General features: G+C 45.5%; 19 protein-coding genes. 13 read left to right on the forward strand and 6 right to left on the reverse strand.

What is annotated here, in order from left to right:
- Positions 1 to 17 precede the first annotated feature (17 nt).
- Positions 18 to 791, forward strand: coding sequence for a hypothetical protein (locus AC50YO_RS09860; RefSeq protein WP_494846655.1), 774 nt, complete (start codon positions 18 to 20; stop codon positions 789 to 791).
- Between the two features lie 100 nt (positions 792 to 891).
- Here the strand turns inward: AC50YO_RS09860 and AC50YO_RS09865 are convergent, their stop codons facing one another.
- Positions 892 to 2,805, reverse strand: coding sequence for a hypothetical protein (locus AC50YO_RS09865; RefSeq protein WP_494846656.1), 1,914 nt, complete (start codon positions 2,803 to 2,805; stop codon positions 892 to 894).
- Positions 2,806 to 3,010: 205 nt separating this feature from the next.
- Positions 3,011 to 3,307, reverse strand: a complete 297-nt coding sequence (locus AC50YO_RS09870) for a YjzC family protein (RefSeq protein ID WP_494846657.1) — start codon at positions 3,305 to 3,307, stop codon at positions 3,011 to 3,013.
- Positions 3,308 to 3,703: 396 nt separating this feature from the next.
- On the opposite strand from AC50YO_RS09870, the gene AC50YO_RS09875 reads away from it, so the two are divergent.
- Positions 3,704 to 5,035, forward strand: a complete 1,332-nt coding sequence (locus AC50YO_RS09875; RefSeq protein WP_494846658.1) for a protoglobin domain-containing protein — start codon at positions 3,704 to 3,706, stop codon at positions 5,033 to 5,035.
- A gap of 104 nt (positions 5,036 to 5,139) precedes the next feature.
- Here AC50YO_RS09875 and AC50YO_RS09880 read toward each other — a convergent pair whose 3' ends face one another.
- Both AC50YO_RS09880 and AC50YO_RS09885 read right to left on the reverse strand, forming a co-directional pair.
- Positions 5,140 to 5,307 carry a hypothetical protein gene (locus AC50YO_RS09880; protein ID WP_494846659.1) on the reverse strand — a complete coding sequence of 56 codons (168 nt, stop codon included), beginning with the start codon at positions 5,305 to 5,307 and terminating at the stop codon, positions 5,140 to 5,142.
- Positions 5,308 to 5,512: 205 nt separating this feature from the next.
- Positions 5,513 to 5,809, reverse strand: a complete 297-nt coding sequence (locus tag AC50YO_RS09885) for a DUF2627 domain-containing protein (protein ID WP_494846660.1) — start codon at positions 5,807 to 5,809, stop codon at positions 5,513 to 5,515.
- A gap of 157 nt (positions 5,810 to 5,966) precedes the next feature.
- Here AC50YO_RS09885 and lpdA point away from each other — a divergent pair, with 157 nt between their 5' ends.
- The 6 genes from lpdA (at position 5,967) to AC50YO_RS09915 (ending at position 12,906) form a co-directional block, all read left to right on the forward strand.
- The gene (gene lpdA, locus AC50YO_RS09890) at positions 5,967 to 7,394 is read left to right on the forward strand and encodes a dihydrolipoyl dehydrogenase (RefSeq protein WP_494846661.1); all 1,428 of its coding nucleotides are present in this window, start codon (positions 5,967 to 5,969) and stop codon (positions 7,392 to 7,394) included.
- Between the two features lie 105 nt (positions 7,395 to 7,499).
- Positions 7,500 to 8,534 (forward strand): thiamine pyrophosphate-dependent dehydrogenase E1 component subunit alpha, encoded by a 1,035-nt coding sequence (locus AC50YO_RS09895; protein ID WP_494846662.1) that lies wholly within the window; start codon positions 7,500 to 7,502, stop codon positions 8,532 to 8,534.
- The gene (locus AC50YO_RS09900; protein WP_494846663.1) at positions 8,534 to 9,517 is read left to right on the forward strand and encodes an alpha-ketoacid dehydrogenase subunit beta; all 984 of its coding nucleotides are present in this window, start codon (positions 8,534 to 8,536) and stop codon (positions 9,515 to 9,517) included. The genes AC50YO_RS09895 and AC50YO_RS09900 overlap by 1 nt, the downstream gene beginning before the upstream one ends.
- Positions 9,518 to 9,557: 40 nt before the next feature.
- Entirely contained in the window at positions 9,558 to 10,862 is a 1,305-nt protein-coding gene (locus tag AC50YO_RS09905; RefSeq protein WP_494846664.1) for a dihydrolipoamide acetyltransferase family protein, read from the forward strand.
- Between the two features lie 26 nt (positions 10,863 to 10,888).
- Positions 10,889 to 11,596, forward strand: a complete 708-nt coding sequence (gene lipB, locus AC50YO_RS09910; protein WP_494846665.1) for a lipoyl(octanoyl) transferase LipB — start codon at positions 10,889 to 10,891, stop codon at positions 11,594 to 11,596.
- A gap of 182 nt (positions 11,597 to 11,778) precedes the next feature.
- Positions 11,779 to 12,906, forward strand: coding sequence for a M20/M25/M40 family metallo-hydrolase (locus AC50YO_RS09915; RefSeq protein ID WP_494846666.1), 1,128 nt, complete (start codon positions 11,779 to 11,781; stop codon positions 12,904 to 12,906).
- A 64-nt stretch (positions 12,907 to 12,970) separates the two neighbouring features.
- On the opposite strand, the gene mciZ is transcribed toward AC50YO_RS09915, so the two are convergent.
- The gene (gene mciZ, locus AC50YO_RS09920; protein ID WP_494846667.1) at positions 12,971 to 13,096 is read right to left on the reverse strand and encodes a Z-ring formation inhibitor MciZ; all 126 of its coding nucleotides are present in this window, start codon (positions 13,094 to 13,096) and stop codon (positions 12,971 to 12,973) included.
- A gap of 88 nt (positions 13,097 to 13,184) precedes the next feature.
- Here mciZ and AC50YO_RS09925 point away from each other — a divergent pair, with 88 nt between their 5' ends.
- The 3 genes from AC50YO_RS09925 to fur all read left to right on the forward strand — a co-directional run bounded on the left by AC50YO_RS09925 (position 13,185) and on the right by fur (position 15,051).
- A complete protein-coding gene (locus tag AC50YO_RS09925) occupies positions 13,185 to 13,757 on the forward strand; it encodes an NUDIX domain-containing protein (RefSeq protein WP_494846668.1) in 573 nt (190 codons plus the stop codon).
- A 96-nt stretch (positions 13,758 to 13,853) separates the two neighbouring features.
- Positions 13,854 to 14,498: a stage II sporulation protein M gene (gene spoIIM / locus AC50YO_RS09930; RefSeq protein ID WP_494846669.1), complete on the forward strand. Its 645-nt coding sequence runs from the start codon at positions 13,854 to 13,856 to the stop codon at positions 14,496 to 14,498.
- Positions 14,499 to 14,592: 94 nt separating this feature from the next.
- Positions 14,593 to 15,051, forward strand: coding sequence for a ferric iron uptake transcriptional regulator (gene fur / locus AC50YO_RS09935; protein WP_494846670.1), 459 nt, complete (start codon positions 14,593 to 14,595; stop codon positions 15,049 to 15,051).
- Between the two features lie 59 nt (positions 15,052 to 15,110).
- Here the strand turns inward: fur and AC50YO_RS09940 are convergent, their stop codons facing one another.
- Positions 15,111 to 16,250: a S8 family peptidase gene (locus AC50YO_RS09940; RefSeq protein ID WP_494846671.1), complete on the reverse strand. Its 1,140-nt coding sequence runs from the start codon at positions 16,248 to 16,250 to the stop codon at positions 15,111 to 15,113.
- A gap of 185 nt (positions 16,251 to 16,435) precedes the next feature.
- Between AC50YO_RS09940 and ald the strand changes: the two genes are divergently transcribed.
- Together ald and AC50YO_RS09950 are read left to right on the forward strand one after the other, a co-directional pair.
- Positions 16,436 to 17,578 (forward strand): alanine dehydrogenase, encoded by a 1,143-nt coding sequence (gene ald, locus AC50YO_RS09945; RefSeq protein WP_494846672.1) that lies wholly within the window; start codon positions 16,436 to 16,438, stop codon positions 17,576 to 17,578.
- A gap of 76 nt (positions 17,579 to 17,654) precedes the next feature.
- Entirely contained in the window at positions 17,655 to 17,888 is a 234-nt protein-coding gene (locus AC50YO_RS09950; protein WP_494846673.1) for a DUF4227 family protein, read from the forward strand.
- Positions 17,889 to 17,934: the final 46 nt, after the last annotated feature.

Below are 17,934 nucleotides of genomic sequence, written 5' to 3' on the forward strand. Positions count from 1 at the left end.
AAGGGAATGATTATTGAATGATTAAAAAAGGAATATCAAGGGTGATGGTACTCGCGCTGTTGCTGAGCTTTTCTCTGTTTGTAAATCCAGGTATATCTTCACCTGTTGCCGAAGCTGCCGCTACTAATGCGACTTTTAATTGTACGAGCTATGGCGTGACTACCGTAGTGCCAACAGGCACGACATTACCCGCTGGTTGGATCATTTCTGTGAATAATGGCAGCACAATAACAGCGAAGTGCTTGATTGGAGCACCGACAGGCGAATCGGTTACGGCTATGCTTGGTTCTGCAGTTCCAAGCGGTTGGGTGGTTACCGTTCAAATGCCTACATGGATCACACTCAAAAATGCGAACGGAGCAAGCTATGGTGAAGTGTATACGGTCGCTCCCATCTCGCCGCTTCCGAATGGCTGGGCAATGATTAACAGAACGGACAGTACAGTGTGGATCAAAAACTTAAATGGGGCACCATCAGGAGTAACAGTCACTGTGTTGATTGGCACTCCATTACCGAGCGGCTGGGTGATTGTCAATCAAATAGGTTCTACGATGAATATTAAGAACCTGAATGGAGCAAGTTATGGTGCCACTGACACGATCTTACCGGTCTCGCCGCTCCCTGCTGGTTGGGCGGTCACTAACAAAACAGACAGTACGGTGTGGATTAAGAACCTGAACGGGGCTAGCATAGGTACGACAACCACTGTCCTTTCTGGTTTCCCGATACCTGCTGGCTGGACAGTGTTGTTTACGGTGAATACTACGGTTACTATTAAATATACAGGCTGATGATCTCTGTTATAAATTGAAGACCGCATACGTTAGATTAGCAGATTCATTGTCTCTGTTAACTAAAGTAAGCGGTCTTTTTTTGGGCTATTTTAGGGTATTACACAGGTCTGCAAAATGGTCTGCTCTTGATTTGCTCAACCAATTCATCATTGAACACGGTCTCGAGCTCTTGAGCTGCTAGTATACGCGGGGTAGAGTGGTTAATGAATAAGTTATCATCCACCTCCCAGATGTATTCGGCATGAGGGGACACGAGTAGAGAAGCCACATAACGTATTTGTTTTGGTAAAGGGATATTTAGCTTATCACGTTGTTCTTGTATGAATGCGAGTGTTGTATCGGCTTGTTTTATTGCCTTTTTATTTTTATTGTTACGAAATTCAATGGCAGCAGTATCTCCTGTAAAGAAGCCCCATGATAAATTAACAGCCTTACATTCTAATAGGAATAAAACATCTTTATAAATAAAGGTAACGTCGATCTCTCTTTCGCGTGAACCCACCTTCAGAGGCCGCTTTGCTATCCATATGGCATCTTTGCCAAAACGATTCTTAACGATCTCGAGCACAATATCTTCGAATTGCTCGCCCTTCGTACCAGCATCTTTTACAATCGGGTCCATTACATAACCCAGTAATCCGATCCAGCCGGTATGGTCAATCATGCCGGTTTCTTCATTTAGGGGATAAAAAATTTTCCGAGGTCCAAGCGTTTGCAACCGCATGAGCGTTGCATCCTTACGGTCATAGGATAAAAAGGCAAATAAACGATCGAAGCTTTCATCCAAATTAGCCGGTGGCTCAAAGCCCATAACCGGACTCATTCGACGTATAGCTTGTTTATAGCTTATTCTCATAGCTTTACGTGTGTACATCATATAGCCACGTTTGAGCATAAACTCAAAACGATTAGGATCGTCATAGAAGCTTGCCACATTTTCCATTGAGATACCACTAATCAGTACTAAAAGCTCTGCGACATGGAACCCATAATGCTCATAGAACTCTTGTGCATATATTTTGGAGAATCGATAGTATCTATCTAAAGAAACCGGGTGTGGGAGATAGTTGCTTACATAATTATCAGCAAAATTAAATTGGAAGTTTTTCTTTTTAAACTTCTCACGATCCTGCATGAAATCATCAAAAAACTCATGTCCCTTAATGTTATCCAGATTCTCCTGATAAGCTATGAATATAAGCTGTTGTTCCTCTTTCTCAAGCTCATTGCCCGAGTAATCTAAAGAAGCAAAGCCGCCAGCTCCTGCTAATATATTTGATTTTTGCGCACGTTGGTCATATAAGTCAATTAAATGAGATAAATTAGGATCAGCCGTACAATCAATGCCACGTTCCGGATGGGGGATTAAGGTTCCTCCTTTACAGCAAATCCGATATCTTTGTGTTAAGTAGATGTAATAATAGGCGAGAGCTTCAATCTCATAGCATAGATTAAATAGATCCCCGATGACTTGTAAATGGCATAGCTCTGTTTCGGAAGGTTTTTCTGTGCCCTTCATCCATAGCAATAACCGTGAAGAGTTGATTTTAGCCAGGCTAGGAGGCAATGTTGTTTCCTTAGTTTGATGAAATATGGCCTCCCCGTTGCAATATTTCACATAAATGAGCTGGATTAATTCTCGATATAAGTGCACGGTATGTTTATTTACATTAAATACGTTGGCAGGATGAATTCGTCTGCTCCAGAAAAATACTTCATAGAGATTTTGTGATTGTAATTTTTGTTCAAGTAATTGTTCAAGTCTGCTCATTAATGCTTTCAAATATAAAGGAGGGTCTTGTCTTTCATTATTAGTAATAAGAGAATCCAATGCTTGGAATAACGCAGAGAAATTAGGCTTATAGGTGATCATGCCTAAGTTGCCTACATAATAATGCATCAGAGTAGAGCTTTCCATAATAACACCTGATGGTTTAGGATTGTGAATGGGCGGTTGTTTTTGATTCTTTTTTTTACTATTTTTAAGTTTTTTATGATCAGATTTTTTCATAATGCACCCCATAAATTATAAATAAGTATATAGATGATTATATATGATCTATAAGGGTATGTCTTCCAGATATAGTGTTGAATTAACCTGATTATTATATGTATTTATTTGAATATCAGAAAGATTGGAGGGAGCTGTTTTTAAAACCGTGCAGCAAAAAAACGCCTGGCATCGAGGCCAAGCGTTTTTTTGCTGCACGGTTTACTTATGCATGAGTCCAAGACGTGTCTTTTCCTGATTTGGGGCAACTCGGGAAAGTATCGCCGGATTTCAATTCGATTTTCTCGCCGTCTGCGTCGACATAGTTACCAGCTTCGGTTACTTTATCGCCTGTTTTATGTTGATGGCTAGCATGCCGCCATGTTGTATCTTTGCCTGACTTCGGACAAGCAGGGTATTTGTCGCCTTGCTTGAGCTCTCTTGTTTCGCCTACTTCACAAACATATTTGCCGGTTTCTGCTACTGTCTCGTTTGTTTGATGCAAATCAGTTGTTGTTTTCATTGTTAGTCAATCCTCTCTAATAAATAGATTAGTGAACTACTCAATGTGTAATTGCACTTATCTATTAGTACCCCAATTGGTCTATAGCTAATCAATTTATTGTTTTTAGTGCTCGAAGAATGCTCATAATAGAACGAATAAATAGCCATTCTCTTCCTAAAGCGATATTCTATTCTATTAATCGCAATGAATGCGAAAATCTATTTTACATAGCTTAATGTAGGCTGTAGAATAATGTAGAAACATGTCGCTCGTACATCATCTTAGGTGGAAGCACGATGGGTTAATAAGCCGCCTTGCATTATATAAAGTCAGAAGATCGGATTCGCAATTATGGTTTCATTCCGGATATTTGCAATCGTTCAGTTAAAATTTCAGGAATAAGGATGTGGTTGCATGGAACGATGCCCTTTTCATGGAGTAGCTAAAAAATTAGGATTCTCTAGTAATGTCCCTAAGACAGAGTGGTTGGAAAAGGCAAAAAATGAGGAAGTAAGCATACATATTGAACAACATAGCGATACGGCCAAGCAAATGAAAATGATTGCGTTACAAGAAGAGGATGTTCAGCTTCTAAAAGCCATTCAGCCTTTAATTATTGAACATATTGATGAAATCACATCTACTTTTTATCAAACGGTCCTTAATGTCGAAGTGCTTGAACATATCATAACGAGGCATAGTACGGTTGAACGCTTGAAAATGACATTAAGAAATCATTTGATTGAAATGTTTGGTGGAAGCATTGACGATGAATTTATTCAGAAACGGCAGACCATAGCAAAAGTACACCAAAAAATAGGACTTGAGCCGAAGTGGTATATGGGAGCTTTTCAAAATTTGCAAAATGCTTTTTTTGATGTTGTCGATCGCAATATCAAAAATCATGAAGAAAGTCTTAAGATCAGCAAGGTTATAAGTAAATTGCTTAACTTCGAGCAGCAAATGGTTCTGGAAGCTTACGAAAAAGAGAATATGCTGCATAGAGAGCAAATCTATACGAATGTAAAAAACGATCTCAAGAGCAAAATTACAGTAGTAAGTGAAGAGCTCGCTGTATTAACAGAGCAAACAAGTGCTTCAGTTGAAGAATTGGTAGCTAGCAGCGGCCAGGTTAATCATTCGTTTAAGCACTCTATCAGCAAGGTTAGCGAGACCCAATCTTTGGCCAAACAGGGAAAGGGTAAATTAGAGCAACTCTCCAACAGAATGCTGTCTATTAATGAGAGCGCAGTTGTTATGAAACGTACCGTAGATAATTTCAATCATTCCTTTGAACAAATCAAGAATATCATTTATATGGTTCAGGAAATTGCGAATCAGACGAAGCTGCTCTCTCTCAATGCTGCTATTGAAGCCGCTAGAGCGGGTGAGCAGGGGCTGGGATTCACGGTTGTGGCCAAAGAGGTGCAAAAGCTATCGGATGATACGAGGCTTAGTGTTAATAAAATAACCGATCTTATTAAAATATCAAAGGAATATACGGTTGAGGTTATTGCATCTATACAAGAGGTTAATACATTAGTAGAAGCAGGACACAAGGAATCCAATGATACGAGGGTAGTATTCGATGATATTATCGAGTCGATGGAAAGCAATATGAATGAAATCGGTCAAGTGGAGCATGAGATTAGATCGTTGGTTGGCGTAATCGAGGAGATTGGTTCAGCGACCAATAAAGTTGCGGTGTCAGCAGAGACGTTAAATCATACGACTAAGAACATTTAAAGTGATTCTTTTGTTTCTGAACTTACATATATGGTGAATGGAAGACCGTGAAACTCTTCATTGAGGACACGGTTTTTTAGTGTTTCTTGTCTTTTACAGCAATTTTAGTTGTAAAGGACTCTTCTGTTCAAATAGACGTCTTCTCCATATTTCTTAATTAGCTCAGAGGACTCAGCTTTGATAAAGCTGCGAATATCTTTTAGCCGTTGATTAGTTGGTTGAATGATTTCTTGCTTTTTCCCGTCTGCCCATACTTCGAATACAATTGTCATAGTAGTTGCACCCCTTAGTTATTGGATGCTCTAATCATAATACGGCTATGTTCTAGCAAAATAAGAGGAACGTTATAGATTTGTAATCATATTCGGCTCATGTAATCGGAGTGTTAAGGATAAGCAGGGCAAAAATAAATCAACCGCCGGGTCACGATTCTTTATCGCAGTCCTGGCGGTTGCTTATTCAAGAAGGATTAGGCGATTAGCTTTGAGGCTTCGGAGGCTTATTAGGGCGTTTGGGACGGAAGCGTGAAGCAACGTAATTGCGTTTGCGATCCCGGAAAAAAATCCAGCCACCGATAAAGCTGACGCCAATCGCGAATAAAAGAAGTCCGAATAAAAAAGTCAACCACTGAAAATCAGGTACAATAGCATCATTGCCGAATTCAGAGAAATAATGGAAGAGGGCGTCTTTCATTTTGAGAAACCCAATACAAGCCATAATTCCTGGAATAACGAGCAGCAACACAGCAATCAGACGGGCGATGACTAATTTCATGCAATAAATTCTCCTTGTGCAGCGTTAGTAGCATTCTTTCCTAATGATACCTTTTTCACATTGAAGTGTCTATTTCACAAATTTCACGATGTAAATTAGGAATGAAAAAAGGTACAATAGAAAAAGTGAGAAAATGGTGACGGTGGAGGTAATCGAAATGGCAATACAAGTAGATGTAGCTATTCTTGGTGGAGGACCTGGCGGTTATACGGCTGCAATAAGGGCAGCCCAGCTGGGCAAAAGCGTTGCAATAATTGAAGCGGACAAGCTTGGCGGTACTTGCTTGCACAAAGGATGTATTCCCAGCAAGTCATTGCTTCGAAGCGCAGAAGTCTATTCGACTCTGCTGCATGCAGATACATACGGGATATCGGTCGCTGATGGCGCATTGTCACTCGACTTTAATAAAGTTCAGAGCCGCAAGGAAACGACAGTGGAGCAACTTTATCGCGGATTGCATAGTTTAATGAAGAAAAACGGCATACAGATTATTAGCGGCAAGGGCCGCGTTATTGGGCCATCTATCTTCTCGCCGCGCAGCGGATCGCTGGCAGTGGAGCTGCCTGATGGAGAGATGGAATCCGTCGTCTCCACGAATCTGATCATAGCAACTGGCTCTAGACCGCGGACACTACCTGGCTTAACGCCAGATGGCGAGCATGTGCTGACAAGTGATCATGCCCTTCTAATGGAAGCACTTCCGTCCTCAATGCTGATCGTTGGCGGAGGAGTTATTGGTGTGGAATGGGCTTCATTGCTGCAAGATTTCGGTGTGGAAGTAACGCTCGTAGAAGCAGGAGAGCGTCTGCTGCCAGGAGAAGATGCTGAAGTATCGGCAGAGCTCACCAAGGTGCTTCGTCGCCGCGGTGTTCGTATATTGACCAAAATTCAGCTGCAGACAGAAAGCTTTGCAGCAGGTGATGACGGGATCTCGATTTCAGCAATAACTGCTGAAGGCGAGGTTCTATTGCAAGCGAGCAAGCTGCTGCTATCGGTTGGCAGACAGGCTAATGCGGATGGCATTGGCCTTGAGAATACGGATGTTCGTCTGAAGGATGGCTTCATTCAGGTTAATGAGTATGGACAGACGAGCGAGCCGCATATCTATGCGATCGGGGATGTTATCGGCGGCGTTCAGCTAGCTCATGCTGCGGCCCATGAAGGCCTTATGGCAGTTGAGCACATTGGAGGAGTGAAGAAGCCTGCAACAGAATCGCATTTGATCCCGCGCTGCATTTATTCCAGACCTGAGATTGCCTCTTATGGCCTTACAGAAGATGGTGCGCGTTCCAAAGGACATGATATAAAGACGGGCAAAATTCCATTCCAAGCCATCGGCAAAGCATTAATTATTGGTGAAGCAGACGGTTTCGTGAAGGTAATTGCTGATCGTCAAACGAATGATATTCTAGGCGTTCATATGATTGGGCCTCATGCTACTGACCTTATCTCGGAGGCAGCACTAGCCAGTGTTCTTGATGCAACCCCGTGGGAGGTTGGGCAAATGATCCATCCTCACCCAACACTGGCGGAAGCTCTAGGTGAAGCTATGCTTGCAGTCGACGGTAAAGCAATCGCATTTTAGCAGCGTTTGTCATAACATTTTCTTTTTCAACGAAAAGCAGGTATAATAAATGATATCAAGTCTTAGTACCTGGTTTTAAATGCAGGATAAAGGAGGCAAACCCTCATGACGCAATTCGAACCCATAGAGCAAGTATTCAAGCATACAGAACTTGGTCTTAGCAATGAACAGGCGATAGAGATGTATGCAACAATGGTATTGACCCGTAAATTTGATGAGAGAAATCTATTATTACAGCGTGCGGGTAAAATTAATTTCCATGTGTCCGGCGTTGGGCAAGAAGTAGCTCAAGTGGCTGCTGCATTCGCATTGGATCGGGAAAACGATTATTTTTTGCCTTATTACCGTGATTACGGCTTTGTTATTTCTGTTGGCATGACGGTTAAGGAATTGATGCTGTCTGTATTTGCCAAGGCGGAGGACCCGAATAGCGGGGGGCGGCAAATGCCAGGCCACTTCGGGAGCAAAAGACTTCGTATTGTAACGGGCTCCAGCCCGGTAACAACACAGGTGCCTCACGCAGTCGGCATTGCGATGGCAGCGAAGATGAAGAAGAAGCCAATTGTCAGCTTCGTAACCTTCGGAGAAGGGTCCAGCAATCAAGGAGATTTCCATGAAGGCTGTAATTTCGCTGGTGTACATAAGCTGCCGGTTATTCTGATGTGTGAGAACAACCAATACGCTATCTCCGTGCCTGTTCACAAGCAGTTGGCAGGACGTGTAGCGGATCGGGCGCTTGGCTATGGCTTCCCGGGCTTTCAAGTCGACGGCAATGACGCGCTTGAAGTATTCCGGGTAGTGAAGGAGGCGCGTGAGCGCGCAATTGCTGGTGAAGGACCAACCCTTATAGAAGCAATGATGTATCGCATTTCGCCGCACTCGACTTCCGATAATGATCTGGCTTACAGAACGAAGGAAGAAGTTGAGGAGAACCGGGCGAAGGACGGTATTCCTAAATATAAGCAGTATTTGGTGGAATGTGGCCTCTGGAATGACGAGCTGGAGGAAGAGCTGCTCGCGAAAGTTCGCAAAACGATCGACGAAGCTACAGAATATGGTGATAAGGCAGCTTTCCCAGAGCCAGAATCGGTTCTTTTGCATGTCTATGCAGATGATGCACAGCAGGGGGGAGGCAACTAATGGCAGTTATAGAATATATCGAAGCAATCAGGCTGGCTATGAAGGAAGAGATGGAGCGGGATGAGGATGTCTTCGTTCTCGGCGAGGATGTCGGCATAAAAGGCGGCGTGTTCACAACAACGAAGGGCTTGCAGGAGCAGTTCGGAGAGCAGCGTGTGCTGGATACGCCGCTCGCAGAATCCGCTATTGCTGGCGTAGCGATTGGTGCCGCAATGTATGGAATGAAGCCAATAGCAGAGATGCAATATTCGGACTTCATGTTCCCAGCTACGAATCAAATCATTAGCGAAGCAGCCAAAATCAGATACCGCTCGAATAATGATTGGACTTGTCCGCTTGTTATCCGTGCTCCTATCGGCGGCGGAATATTCGGAGGGCTATACCACTCGCAGTGTCCAGAATCGGTATTTTTCGGAACACCAGGCGTCAAGATCGTTGCGCCTTACCGAGCTTATGATGCGAAGGGATTATTGAAAGCTGCGGTCCGTGATCCTGACCCTGTTTTGTTCTTCGAAAATAAAAAATGCTACAAGCTTATTACCGGAGAAGTTCCGGACGATGATTATATCGTACCGATTGGCAAAGCAAATGTGCTGCGCGAAGGCGACGATATTACCGTTATCGGCTACAGCATGCCGCTGCTGTTCGTTGAGCAAGCGGCTGCTGAGCTGGCGCAAGAAGGCATAAGCGCACATATTCTAGATTTGCGAACACTACAGCCTCTTGATAAAGAAGCGATTCTAGAAGCCGTACGCAAGACCGGAAAAGTGCTGATTATACATGAAGATAATAAAACCGGCGGGATTGGTGCAGAGGTCTCTGCTATTATTGCTGAAGAATTGCTCTATGAGCTAGATGCTCCGATTCAACGGCTATGTGGACCTGATGTACCGGCGATGCCAATAAATCCACCGGGTGAGAAGTTCTTTTTGCTTAACAAAGAAAAAGTAAAAGAGGCTATGCGGAATTTGGCGCTCTATTAAGGGACCATCATTACGCTTGCCGATGGGAGATGGAGAACAGATGAAATCGGTGTCAGAGATCGTCATTCCACAGCTTGCTGAATCACTCGTTTCGGCAACAGTTGACAGATGGTTGAAGCAGCCTGGTGATCGCATAGAGATATATGAACCAATCTGTGAGCTTATAACAGACAAAGTGAGTGCGGAGCTGCCTTCGACAATAGCGGGCACGCTCATCAAGATATTAGTACCAAACGGAGAGACTGTACCTGTTGGAACGCCTGTATGTCTAGTAGAGACAGACGAACCTTCAGAGCAAGCCGCTTCGCCTGCTGCCAGTTCACAGCAGCCAGCAGCAGCATCTGCCAACGAAAGCGTGAATCAGGAAGCGCGCAATCGCTTCTCGCCAGCCGTACAGCAGTTAGCTGCTGAACATGGCATTACGCTTTCTGATATACAAGGAACGGGCCTCGGCGGCAGAATTACGCGTAAGGATGTGCTCGCTTATGTGGCAGCTGGCGCAGCCAGTGCTGGAGCTGTAGCTCAACAGCGGATGCCTCAGCCTGAGATTGATGCTTCAAGATCACAAGTTCGTTCAAGCGGGCTGCATTTGACGGAATCTCCGAAGACGCCTACCTTCATGGCCCAGACTTCATCCATCACCGGACGTGGAGAGGACTTTATCGACGTATCGCCGATTCGCAGTGCAATTGCACGCAATACGATGCTGAGTGTGAATGAAATCCCTCATGGCTGGATGATGATTGAAGTGGATGTAACGAATCTTGTTCTTCTGCGGAATAAAGTGAAGGATGAATTCATGAAGCGGGAAGGCATCAACCTGACTTATTTGGCATTTGTCCTCAAGGCCGTAGTTAATGCGATTAAGGACTTCCCAATGATGAACTCGATGTGGGCGGTTGATAAAATTATCGTTAAGCGTGACATCAACATCTCGCTTGCTGTCGGTACAGAAGAATCGGTTGCAACCCCGGTCATTAAGAATGCGGACCATAAGACGATTGCCGGCTTAGCCCGTGAGATTGATGATTTGGCAAGACGCGGCCGGGACGGCAAGCTGACCTTGACAGATATGCAGGGCGGTACGTTCACCGTGAATAATACGGGGTCATTTGGTTCGATCATTACAAACCCCATTATTAACTATCCGCAAGCGGCTATTATGACGTTTGAGTCTATCGTGAAGCGTCCGGTTGTTATTAATGATATGATTGCTGTCCGTTCTATGGCGAACCTATGCCTGTCCCTTGATCATCGTGTATTGGATGGCGTTATTTGCGGCCGTTTCTTGCAACGGGTGAAGGATAATATGGAGAGCTTCAATCTAGAGACCAAATTATATTAAGATGAGATGAAATGGGGTAATTCACAATGACTGACTCTGCGATACAAGAGCGCAAGAGAGGGAAGCTGAATGCCCGTTATATACCTATGATGGATTATGCGGAAGCTTGGGATCTGCAGAAATCAATCGTGAAACAAGTCGATCAGGAGGAGTGTCAGGAGACACTTCTCCTTCTTCAGCATCCGCCGACCTATACGCTTGGTTCGGATCGGCATCCGGAGCATTTGCTATTAGATGAGAGTGAGCTGAAGGAACGCGGCATTACCGTATATGAGATCGACCGCGGAGGAGATATTACGTTTCATGGGCCAGGCCAATTGGTCGGTTATCCATTATTGTATTTGGATGCTGTTGGACTTGATTTGCATGCGTATTTGCGAACAGTGGAGCAGGCAATCATTAATTGGCTGGGGGATCATGGTATAGAAGCGGGAAGAAAACCAGAATATACAGGAGTGTGGGTAGGCAGCGAGAAAATCGCCGCCATTGGAGTGAAATTTAACAGGGCTCGTAGTCGCAAAGGCTTCGTAACGAGCCATGGATTTGCTCTTAATATTGAAGCAGGTATAGCGGATGGCGGCTTCTCAGGTATTATCCCTTGCGGTATTCAGCAATACGGGGTTACCTCATTCAATGATCTTACCGGCAAGCAGCTAACGGTTGAAGAAGCCGCGCATGAGCTGCTGCCACATTTCTGCAGGGTATTTGGGTTCGAGCCGTCATCAATAGAATAGTGCGCCGATGGAAGTAAATAGTGTAGTAATCACTAGGGCAGCAATAAGAACAACAGCGACGATTTTCACCATCTTTTGCGAGTTCATTACGTATTCTCCTTTCCATGAAGGGTAACGGTATGTAACCGTAGATAAGGAATATAACTCTATTGTAAACGATAATGCGGAGCGGAGGAAGTATTATGATCAACCAAGAACGAATCGTAGAAGAGTTCCTTGAATTGGTGAGGGTAGACAGCGAGACGAAGCATGAGCAGGAGATCAGCCGAGTGCTTCGGGACAAGTTCGTGCAGCTCGGACTTCAGGTGGAGGAAGATCAAGCACAGTCATTAACCGGACATGGAGCCAATAATATGTTTGCTTATTTGGAAGCTTCAGAGGCAGTGGGGGCGGCTACCCTGTTATTTACTTGCCATATGGATACCGTTACACCCGGCGTAGGAATTAAGCCGCAGATTGATGCTGACGGATATATTAGAAGCGACGGAACTACTATCCTTGGCAGTGATGACAAAGCAGGCTTAGCTGCTATTCTTGAAGCAATCAAAGTGCTCAAAGAAAATAATATTCCACATGGGCCGATCCAATTCGTTATTACGGTAGGGGAAGAGTCGGGCCTGCTCGGAGCTCGTTCACTGGATGCCTCCATGCTGAAAGCAGATTTCGGCTATGCCATTGATTCTAATGGAGAGGTTGGAGCGATAGCGGTTGCGGCGCCAACGCAAGCCAAAGTCACGATTGAGCTATATGGGAAATCTGCTCACGCAGGGGTTAATCCTGAGGATGGGATAAGTGCTATTCAGGTTGCTTCCAAGGCGATATCAAGAATGCCGCTCGGACGAATTGATCATGAGACGACAGCTAACATCGGCCGATTCGCAGGGGGCGGAGCAACAAATATTGTGTGTGATTATGTGAAGGTTGATGCGGAGGCACGCAGTATCGTTCAGGATAAGCTGGATCGTCAGTTGGCAGCTATGCAACAGGCGGTTGAAAGTGTCGTAGAGGAATTCGGCGCGAGAGGGGAATTCAAGAGCGATATTATCTATCCTGCTTATGCACATGAAGAGTCATCGCCTGTAGTAGAGCTCGCCAAATCAGCAGCAGCCGCGATCGGGCTTACCCCACGGACCTTCCATTCAGGCGGAGGCAGCGACGCTAATATTTTTAATGGGCTAGGTGTTCCAACCGTTAATTTGGCTGTTGGCTATGAGCATATCCATACGACGAAGGAACAGATTAAAGTAGCTGACCTCGTCAAGGTGACAGAGCTGGTCGTACAGATTATGAAGCAGAATGCACAAGCTTAATGCCTAAATAACGACTTCCTGGCCCTTTGATAAGCCAGAGGAGTCGTTTTCTATTCGTTATTCATTATTTGGATGTGGAAAGAAGCTGCTTGAGGGACGCTTCCTGCTTGGCAAGCTTGCGAAGCTGATAACGTATTTCCCATGCCTTGCCGACTAGACGCAGCTCTTGGGCAGTCCGATATTGTTTCATCTTTATCGCACCTTCTTTCTTGGGTATAAGCCATTATTATGCAATAAAGGGACAAGTTATTCCGACCTCACTTATAGGAGCTGATTAGATGACGGATCAAGATCAACAGGAAACAAGGAAGTCGTGGCGGGAAGAGACGCTGAGTACGAAGCAGATTTATGAGGGCCGAATGATTACCCTGCAAGTGGATACCGTTACGCTGCCTGAAGGCAGAACGGCGACTAGAGAAATTGTTAAGCATCCCGGTGCAGCTGCTGTAATGGCGTTGTTAGATGGGAAGCTTCTCGTGGTCGAGCAATTTCGTAAGCCCTTGGACAAGTTCCAGATCGAGATTCCCGCTGGAAAGCTAGATCCCGGCGAAGATCCGCTAACTGCGGCAGGACGTGAGTTAGAGGAGGAGACCGGCTATCGGGCAGATAAGCTGATACTCGTGAGCGCTTTTTTCACGTCGCCGGGATTTGCCGATGAGAAGCTATACCTTTATTTCGCTGATCAAGTTTCTCTGGGAGAGAAAAAGCCTGATGAGGATGAGTTCTTACAAGTAGATGCGATCACGCTGGAACAAGCAGAGAGCTATATCGAAGAAGGTCGAATCAGTGATGCGAAGACGATTCTTGCTGTGTACGCATGGAAGCTTTATCAGCTAACGGGGAAGATCTAATTACAGCATATTCATGCGCCCGTATCTCTGATGGTCATAGGAATTGGTAAAGGGTCATACACTTTATCAATTCAGTTGGACAAGAGGAGGGGAACCATGCGTTCGCCAATGCTGCAGGAAACGATCAAAAATCCAGTTAACCTTTATGTTTTTGTAGGTGTATTGTTTGTGGTAGGTGTCATATTCGGTGGGCTCATGGTACAAGCCTTGACACTGGAGCAGCAGCAGGAGCTTGCTTCTGATGTGACACGATATATTCAAATCGTCAATAATGGCGGAGCGGCAGACGAGGTGCAATCTTTCTGGGAGCGATTCTTTTTTCATAGCAAATGGCTGTTATTGCTCTGGATACTAGGGATTACCGTTGTCGGTACTCCACTTGTTCTTGCATTGGATTTCCTCAAAGGAGCGCTGGTCGGCTTCGCAATAGGCTCATTGATTTCCCAGCATGCATGGCTGGGCGTCTTGTTCTCTCTTGTTTCAGTCGCCCCGCAAAATCTCATTATCGTCCCTGCGCTGCTCATTACGAGCGTTGCTGCTATTTCTTTCTCGACTTATGTCATCAAGAATAGATTATTCCAGCAAAAAGGCGCTTTGGCGCCTGAGTTGCTTAGCTTTGCCTCTACTGCATTGCTTATGCTTCTTTTGCTCGCTGGCGCAGCTCTGCTGGAGGCTTATGTTTCACCCGTCTTGATGCAATGGGTTACGCCATTGCTGACGGCTGCGAATTCGACAATCTAAATGGCAAAAGGTTTGACTTTATTCAGCTTTAACCCCTATAATAAAAGCAAACGTTTCCTGATGTTGGCGTGAGGCATGTGGTAGGGGGGAAATCATGGAAGCCCGTATCGAGAAGATAAAACAACAGTTGCAATCGCAGGGCTACAAATTAACCCCGCAGCGTGAAGCAACAGTCCGAGTATTATTAGAGAATGAAGAAGATCATTTGAGCGCGGAAGATGTGTTCATGCTTGTAAAAGACAAAGCGCCTGAGATTGGTCTCGCCACCGTGTATAGAACGCTTGAATTATTGAGTGAGATGCATGTGGTAGAGAAGCTTAACTTCGGTGACGGTGTAGCTAGATACGACCTTAGGACCGACAGCAGTAAGCATCATCACCACCATCTGATTTGCGTGCAGTGTGGAGCAATGGATGAGATCAAGGATGATTGGCTGTTGCCGCTGGAAGAACGGCTTGAGACTGAATTTGGCTTTACAGTCATTGATCATCGCTTGGACTTTCAAGGCGTATGTCACCGCTGCAATGCCAAAAATGAAAAAACAAATGAATAAACGGCTTTGCTGCCCAGTTTACTGGACGGCAAAGCCGTTTTTGCGTTATTCAGACCTTATTAGACTTTATTTAGCTGCAACAGCCCAGACCCCTGTGCATTCCCGTCAAAGCCACTGAGCCGCTTGGTCAAGCGTTTGAGCCGGAGCTGCAGCTGTGCAGGGGTTAGCTTAGGCTGCCGGGCTAGCAGCAGAGCTGCGCCTCCTGCGACATGAGGACAAGCCATGCTTGTGCCTGAAAGAGTCATAAAGGTATTGTTAAGCCATGTGGAGGTGATGCTCTCACCGGGAGCAGTGAGGGCTATGCCTTGGCCTCTGCTGCTGAAGCTGGCAATTCCATCGGTGCGTGTCGAAGCTGCTACAGCGATCGTCTCTTTATAAGAGGCAGGCTCATCAATCTGTTGATTGGTTGGACCAGAGTTGCCTGCTGATGCGACAACGACAATTCCGCTCTTCGCTGCTCTTGTAATGACATCATGCAGAGCGAGGCTGCTCTCTCCCCCTACTAATCCAAAGCTCATATTGATCACATTGATTTTATTGGCAATACACCATTCAATGCCAGCTATAATATTCGAGACATAGCCGGCTCCTTCCTTATCCAATGCCTTGACGGCATAGAGCTTAACATTTGGAGCTACCCCTCTAATGCCTCCGGCTACTCTTGCTGCAGCAATGCCAGCTACATGCGTTCCGTGGCCATTGTCATCCTCGTAGCTTCCCCCATTGATTGTATTAATACCGCCGGCGATCCGAAGGCCGCTATGCTTGGCGATCCCTGTATCTAGAATGGCGACCTTGATCGGGAAGCCTCGGGTACGTTTCCATACTTCCGGGGCTTGAACACGACATATATTCCAGGTTAGCTGAGCAGGACAAGTATTCGCGAGCAGGGGCAGACTTCTGCCAGAGAGCCGGCAGTTGTCATGCTTGATGTGCACACGAATTCTCATGTCCTTCTCCACTCGTTTAATTTCTGGATGATTGACTATAGAAGCCCAGGAATATCTTTTATCACAATAGCACCCGATTGTTCGGCTTCCGGGTACCCGTTTGAAGGGATGTATGCCACTGGCTTGCAAATAACGCAGACATCTTCTGTAAGAGCGGCTATTTTTGAACGTAATGAGCTTTCGTACCGTATGTTTGGAAGACGTACTTACTGAACGTATCGTAATGAGCTTTTCCAGCTTCGTCCGCATTATTGAGGTTCCCCCTCTAAAATCCATTAATGCAGTGTATGGACTCTTACCAAGAGAGGTAAGGGATAGATGTCCTGCAACACATATTTTTTGTTCTAGCAGGAAAAGGTATCGCAGAGGACTAACATTTGTGTATCACCGTTCATACATCATAGTAAGGATGAAAAATGGAGGAGGGGCTCATCATGATTGTCGGTGTGCCAAAGGAAATAAAAGCGAGTGAGTATCGGGTTGCCCTGACCCCTGCTGGAGTAACAATGCTCAAAGCGGCGGGGCATGAGGTTATTATTGAAGCAGGAGCAGGAGATGGCAGCGGATTTGAGGATCGTGATTATGTAAGAGAAGGAGCAGCTATTCAAGCGACAGCCGCAGAAGTATGGGCACAAGCGGATATGATTATGAAGGTGAAGGAGCCGCTTGCCGAGGAGTTTGGTTATTTTCGGGAGGGGCTGGTGCTGTTCACATACTTGCATTTGGCTGCTGCTCCTGAGCTTACCCGTGCACTAGTAGATGCTGGCGTGACCGCTATCGCGTATGAGACCATTCAACTGCCGAATGGCAGCCTGCCTTTATTGACTCCAATGAGTGAAGTGGCAGGTCGCATGGCTGTACAGATTGGCTCGCAATTTCTTGAATCCTTCCATGGAGGGCGCGGTGTCCTGCTAGGGGGCGTGCCAGGAGTTCCTCCTGCGGAGGTCGTCATTATCGGCGGAGGAATTGTAGGGACGAATGCGGCAAAGATTGCGCTTGGAATGGGAGCGAATGTAGTTATCTTGGAGAAAAGTGCGGATCGGATGAGGTATCTCGATGATATATTCGGTGGAAGGGTCCATACCGTTATGTCTAGTCCTTATCCTATTGCCGAAGCTGTCTCGAAGGCAGATCTCCTTATTGGAGCTGTCCTGATTCCCGGAGCGAGAGCCCCGCATTTAGTAACGGAACAAATGGTTCATATGATGAAAAAAGGGTCGGTCATCGTCGATGTTGCTGTTGATCAGGGAGGGTCAATTGCCACCGTAGACCGCCCTACAACGCATAAGGACCCTATTTATGTGAAGCATGGTGTCGTTCATTATGCCGTTGCGAATATTCCTGGTGCCGTACCTCGGACTTCGACCTTTGCATTGACAAATGTCACGATGTCTTATGCAATTGATCTTGCTAATCGGGGGTGGGAAGCGATCAGGCTCAATCCTGCTCTTCAAAAGGGTGTAAACACCTATAAAGGAACAGTTACTTATGAGCCTGTTGCTGTTGCAGCAGGGCTGCCCTATAAGCCATTGGAACAATGGCTAAGCACGATTGCATTCGAACAATTAGATCTATAAGGCGAATATTCGCTTCGTCCAGCACATAGGGTGATACGGACGGACAACCGTCGAGGGATGGGAGGGGGCGAAGCGAATGGTGCTGTCTTTACGCAGATGGCTAAGTCGAATTGTATTTATCCTTGTATTTACGCTCTTGTTTTTTGTGGCGACGGGCGGCTATGAATGGCTAGAGGATGTAATGACACCTTTTAATCCTTATCAAGTACCGAAGGGTGATGCTCTAAAAGTATTCCAGCTCGATCCAGATTCCGTACAAGGTGGAAGCATAACCGATAGGCTAAGATGGTTTTATTGGTATGGAGAATGAGGACATGCCATTATTGCAGGAGCAAGCAGGATTTGGCTAGATGAAT

Source organism: Paenibacillus sp. J22P59 (assembly GCF_059383895.1).

Excerpts from the sequence above, each read along its gene's own strand:
- lpdA (WP_494846661.1), top strand. The coding sequence starts at position 5,967 with ATGGCAATACAAGTAGATGTAGCTATTCTTGGTGGAGGACCTGGCGGT.
- AC50YO_RS09895 (WP_494846662.1), top strand. The coding sequence starts at position 7,500 with ATGACGCAATTCGAACCCATAGAGCAAGTATTCAAGCATACAGAACTT.
- AC50YO_RS09865 (WP_494846656.1), bottom strand. The coding sequence starts at position 2,805 with ATGAAAAAATCTGATCATAAAAAACTTAAAAATAGTAAAAAAAAGAAT.
- ald (WP_494846672.1), top strand. The coding sequence starts at position 16,436 with ATGATTGTCGGTGTGCCAAAGGAAATAAAAGCGAGTGAGTATCGGGTT.
- spoIIM (WP_494846669.1), top strand. The coding sequence starts at position 13,854 with ATGCGTTCGCCAATGCTGCAGGAAACGATCAAAAATCCAGTTAACCTT.
- AC50YO_RS09885 (WP_494846660.1), bottom strand. The coding sequence starts at position 5,809 with ATGAAATTAGTCATCGCCCGTCTGATTGCTGTGTTGCTGCTCGTTATT.
- AC50YO_RS09870 (WP_494846657.1), bottom strand. The coding sequence starts at position 3,307 with ATGAAAACAACAACTGATTTGCATCAAACAAACGAGACAGTAGCAGAA.
- mciZ (WP_494846667.1), bottom strand. The coding sequence starts at position 13,096 with ATGAAACAATATCGGACTGCCCAAGAGCTGCGTCTAGTCGGCAAGGCA.
- AC50YO_RS09880 (WP_494846659.1), bottom strand. The coding sequence starts at position 5,307 with ATGACAATTGTATTCGAAGTATGGGCAGACGGGAAAAAGCAAGAAATC.
- AC50YO_RS09875 (WP_494846658.1), top strand. The coding sequence starts at position 3,704 with ATGGAACGATGCCCTTTTCATGGAGTAGCTAAAAAATTAGGATTCTCT.
- AC50YO_RS09900 (WP_494846663.1), top strand. The coding sequence starts at position 8,534 with ATGGCAGTTATAGAATATATCGAAGCAATCAGGCTGGCTATGAAGGAA.
- AC50YO_RS09950 (WP_494846673.1), top strand. The coding sequence starts at position 17,655 with ATGGTGCTGTCTTTACGCAGATGGCTAAGTCGAATTGTATTTATCCTT.
- lipB (WP_494846665.1), top strand. The coding sequence starts at position 10,889 with ATGACTGACTCTGCGATACAAGAGCGCAAGAGAGGGAAGCTGAATGCC.
- AC50YO_RS09940 (WP_494846671.1), bottom strand. The coding sequence starts at position 16,250 with ATGCGGACGAAGCTGGAAAAGCTCATTACGATACGTTCAGTAAGTACG.
- AC50YO_RS09905 (WP_494846664.1), top strand. The coding sequence starts at position 9,558 with ATGAAATCGGTGTCAGAGATCGTCATTCCACAGCTTGCTGAATCACTC.
- fur (WP_494846670.1), top strand. The coding sequence starts at position 14,593 with ATGGAAGCCCGTATCGAGAAGATAAAACAACAGTTGCAATCGCAGGGC.
- AC50YO_RS09860 (WP_494846655.1), top strand. The coding sequence starts at position 18 with ATGATTAAAAAAGGAATATCAAGGGTGATGGTACTCGCGCTGTTGCTG.
- AC50YO_RS09915 (WP_494846666.1), top strand. The coding sequence starts at position 11,779 with ATGATCAACCAAGAACGAATCGTAGAAGAGTTCCTTGAATTGGTGAGG.
- AC50YO_RS09925 (WP_494846668.1), top strand. The coding sequence starts at position 13,185 with ATGACGGATCAAGATCAACAGGAAACAAGGAAGTCGTGGCGGGAAGAG.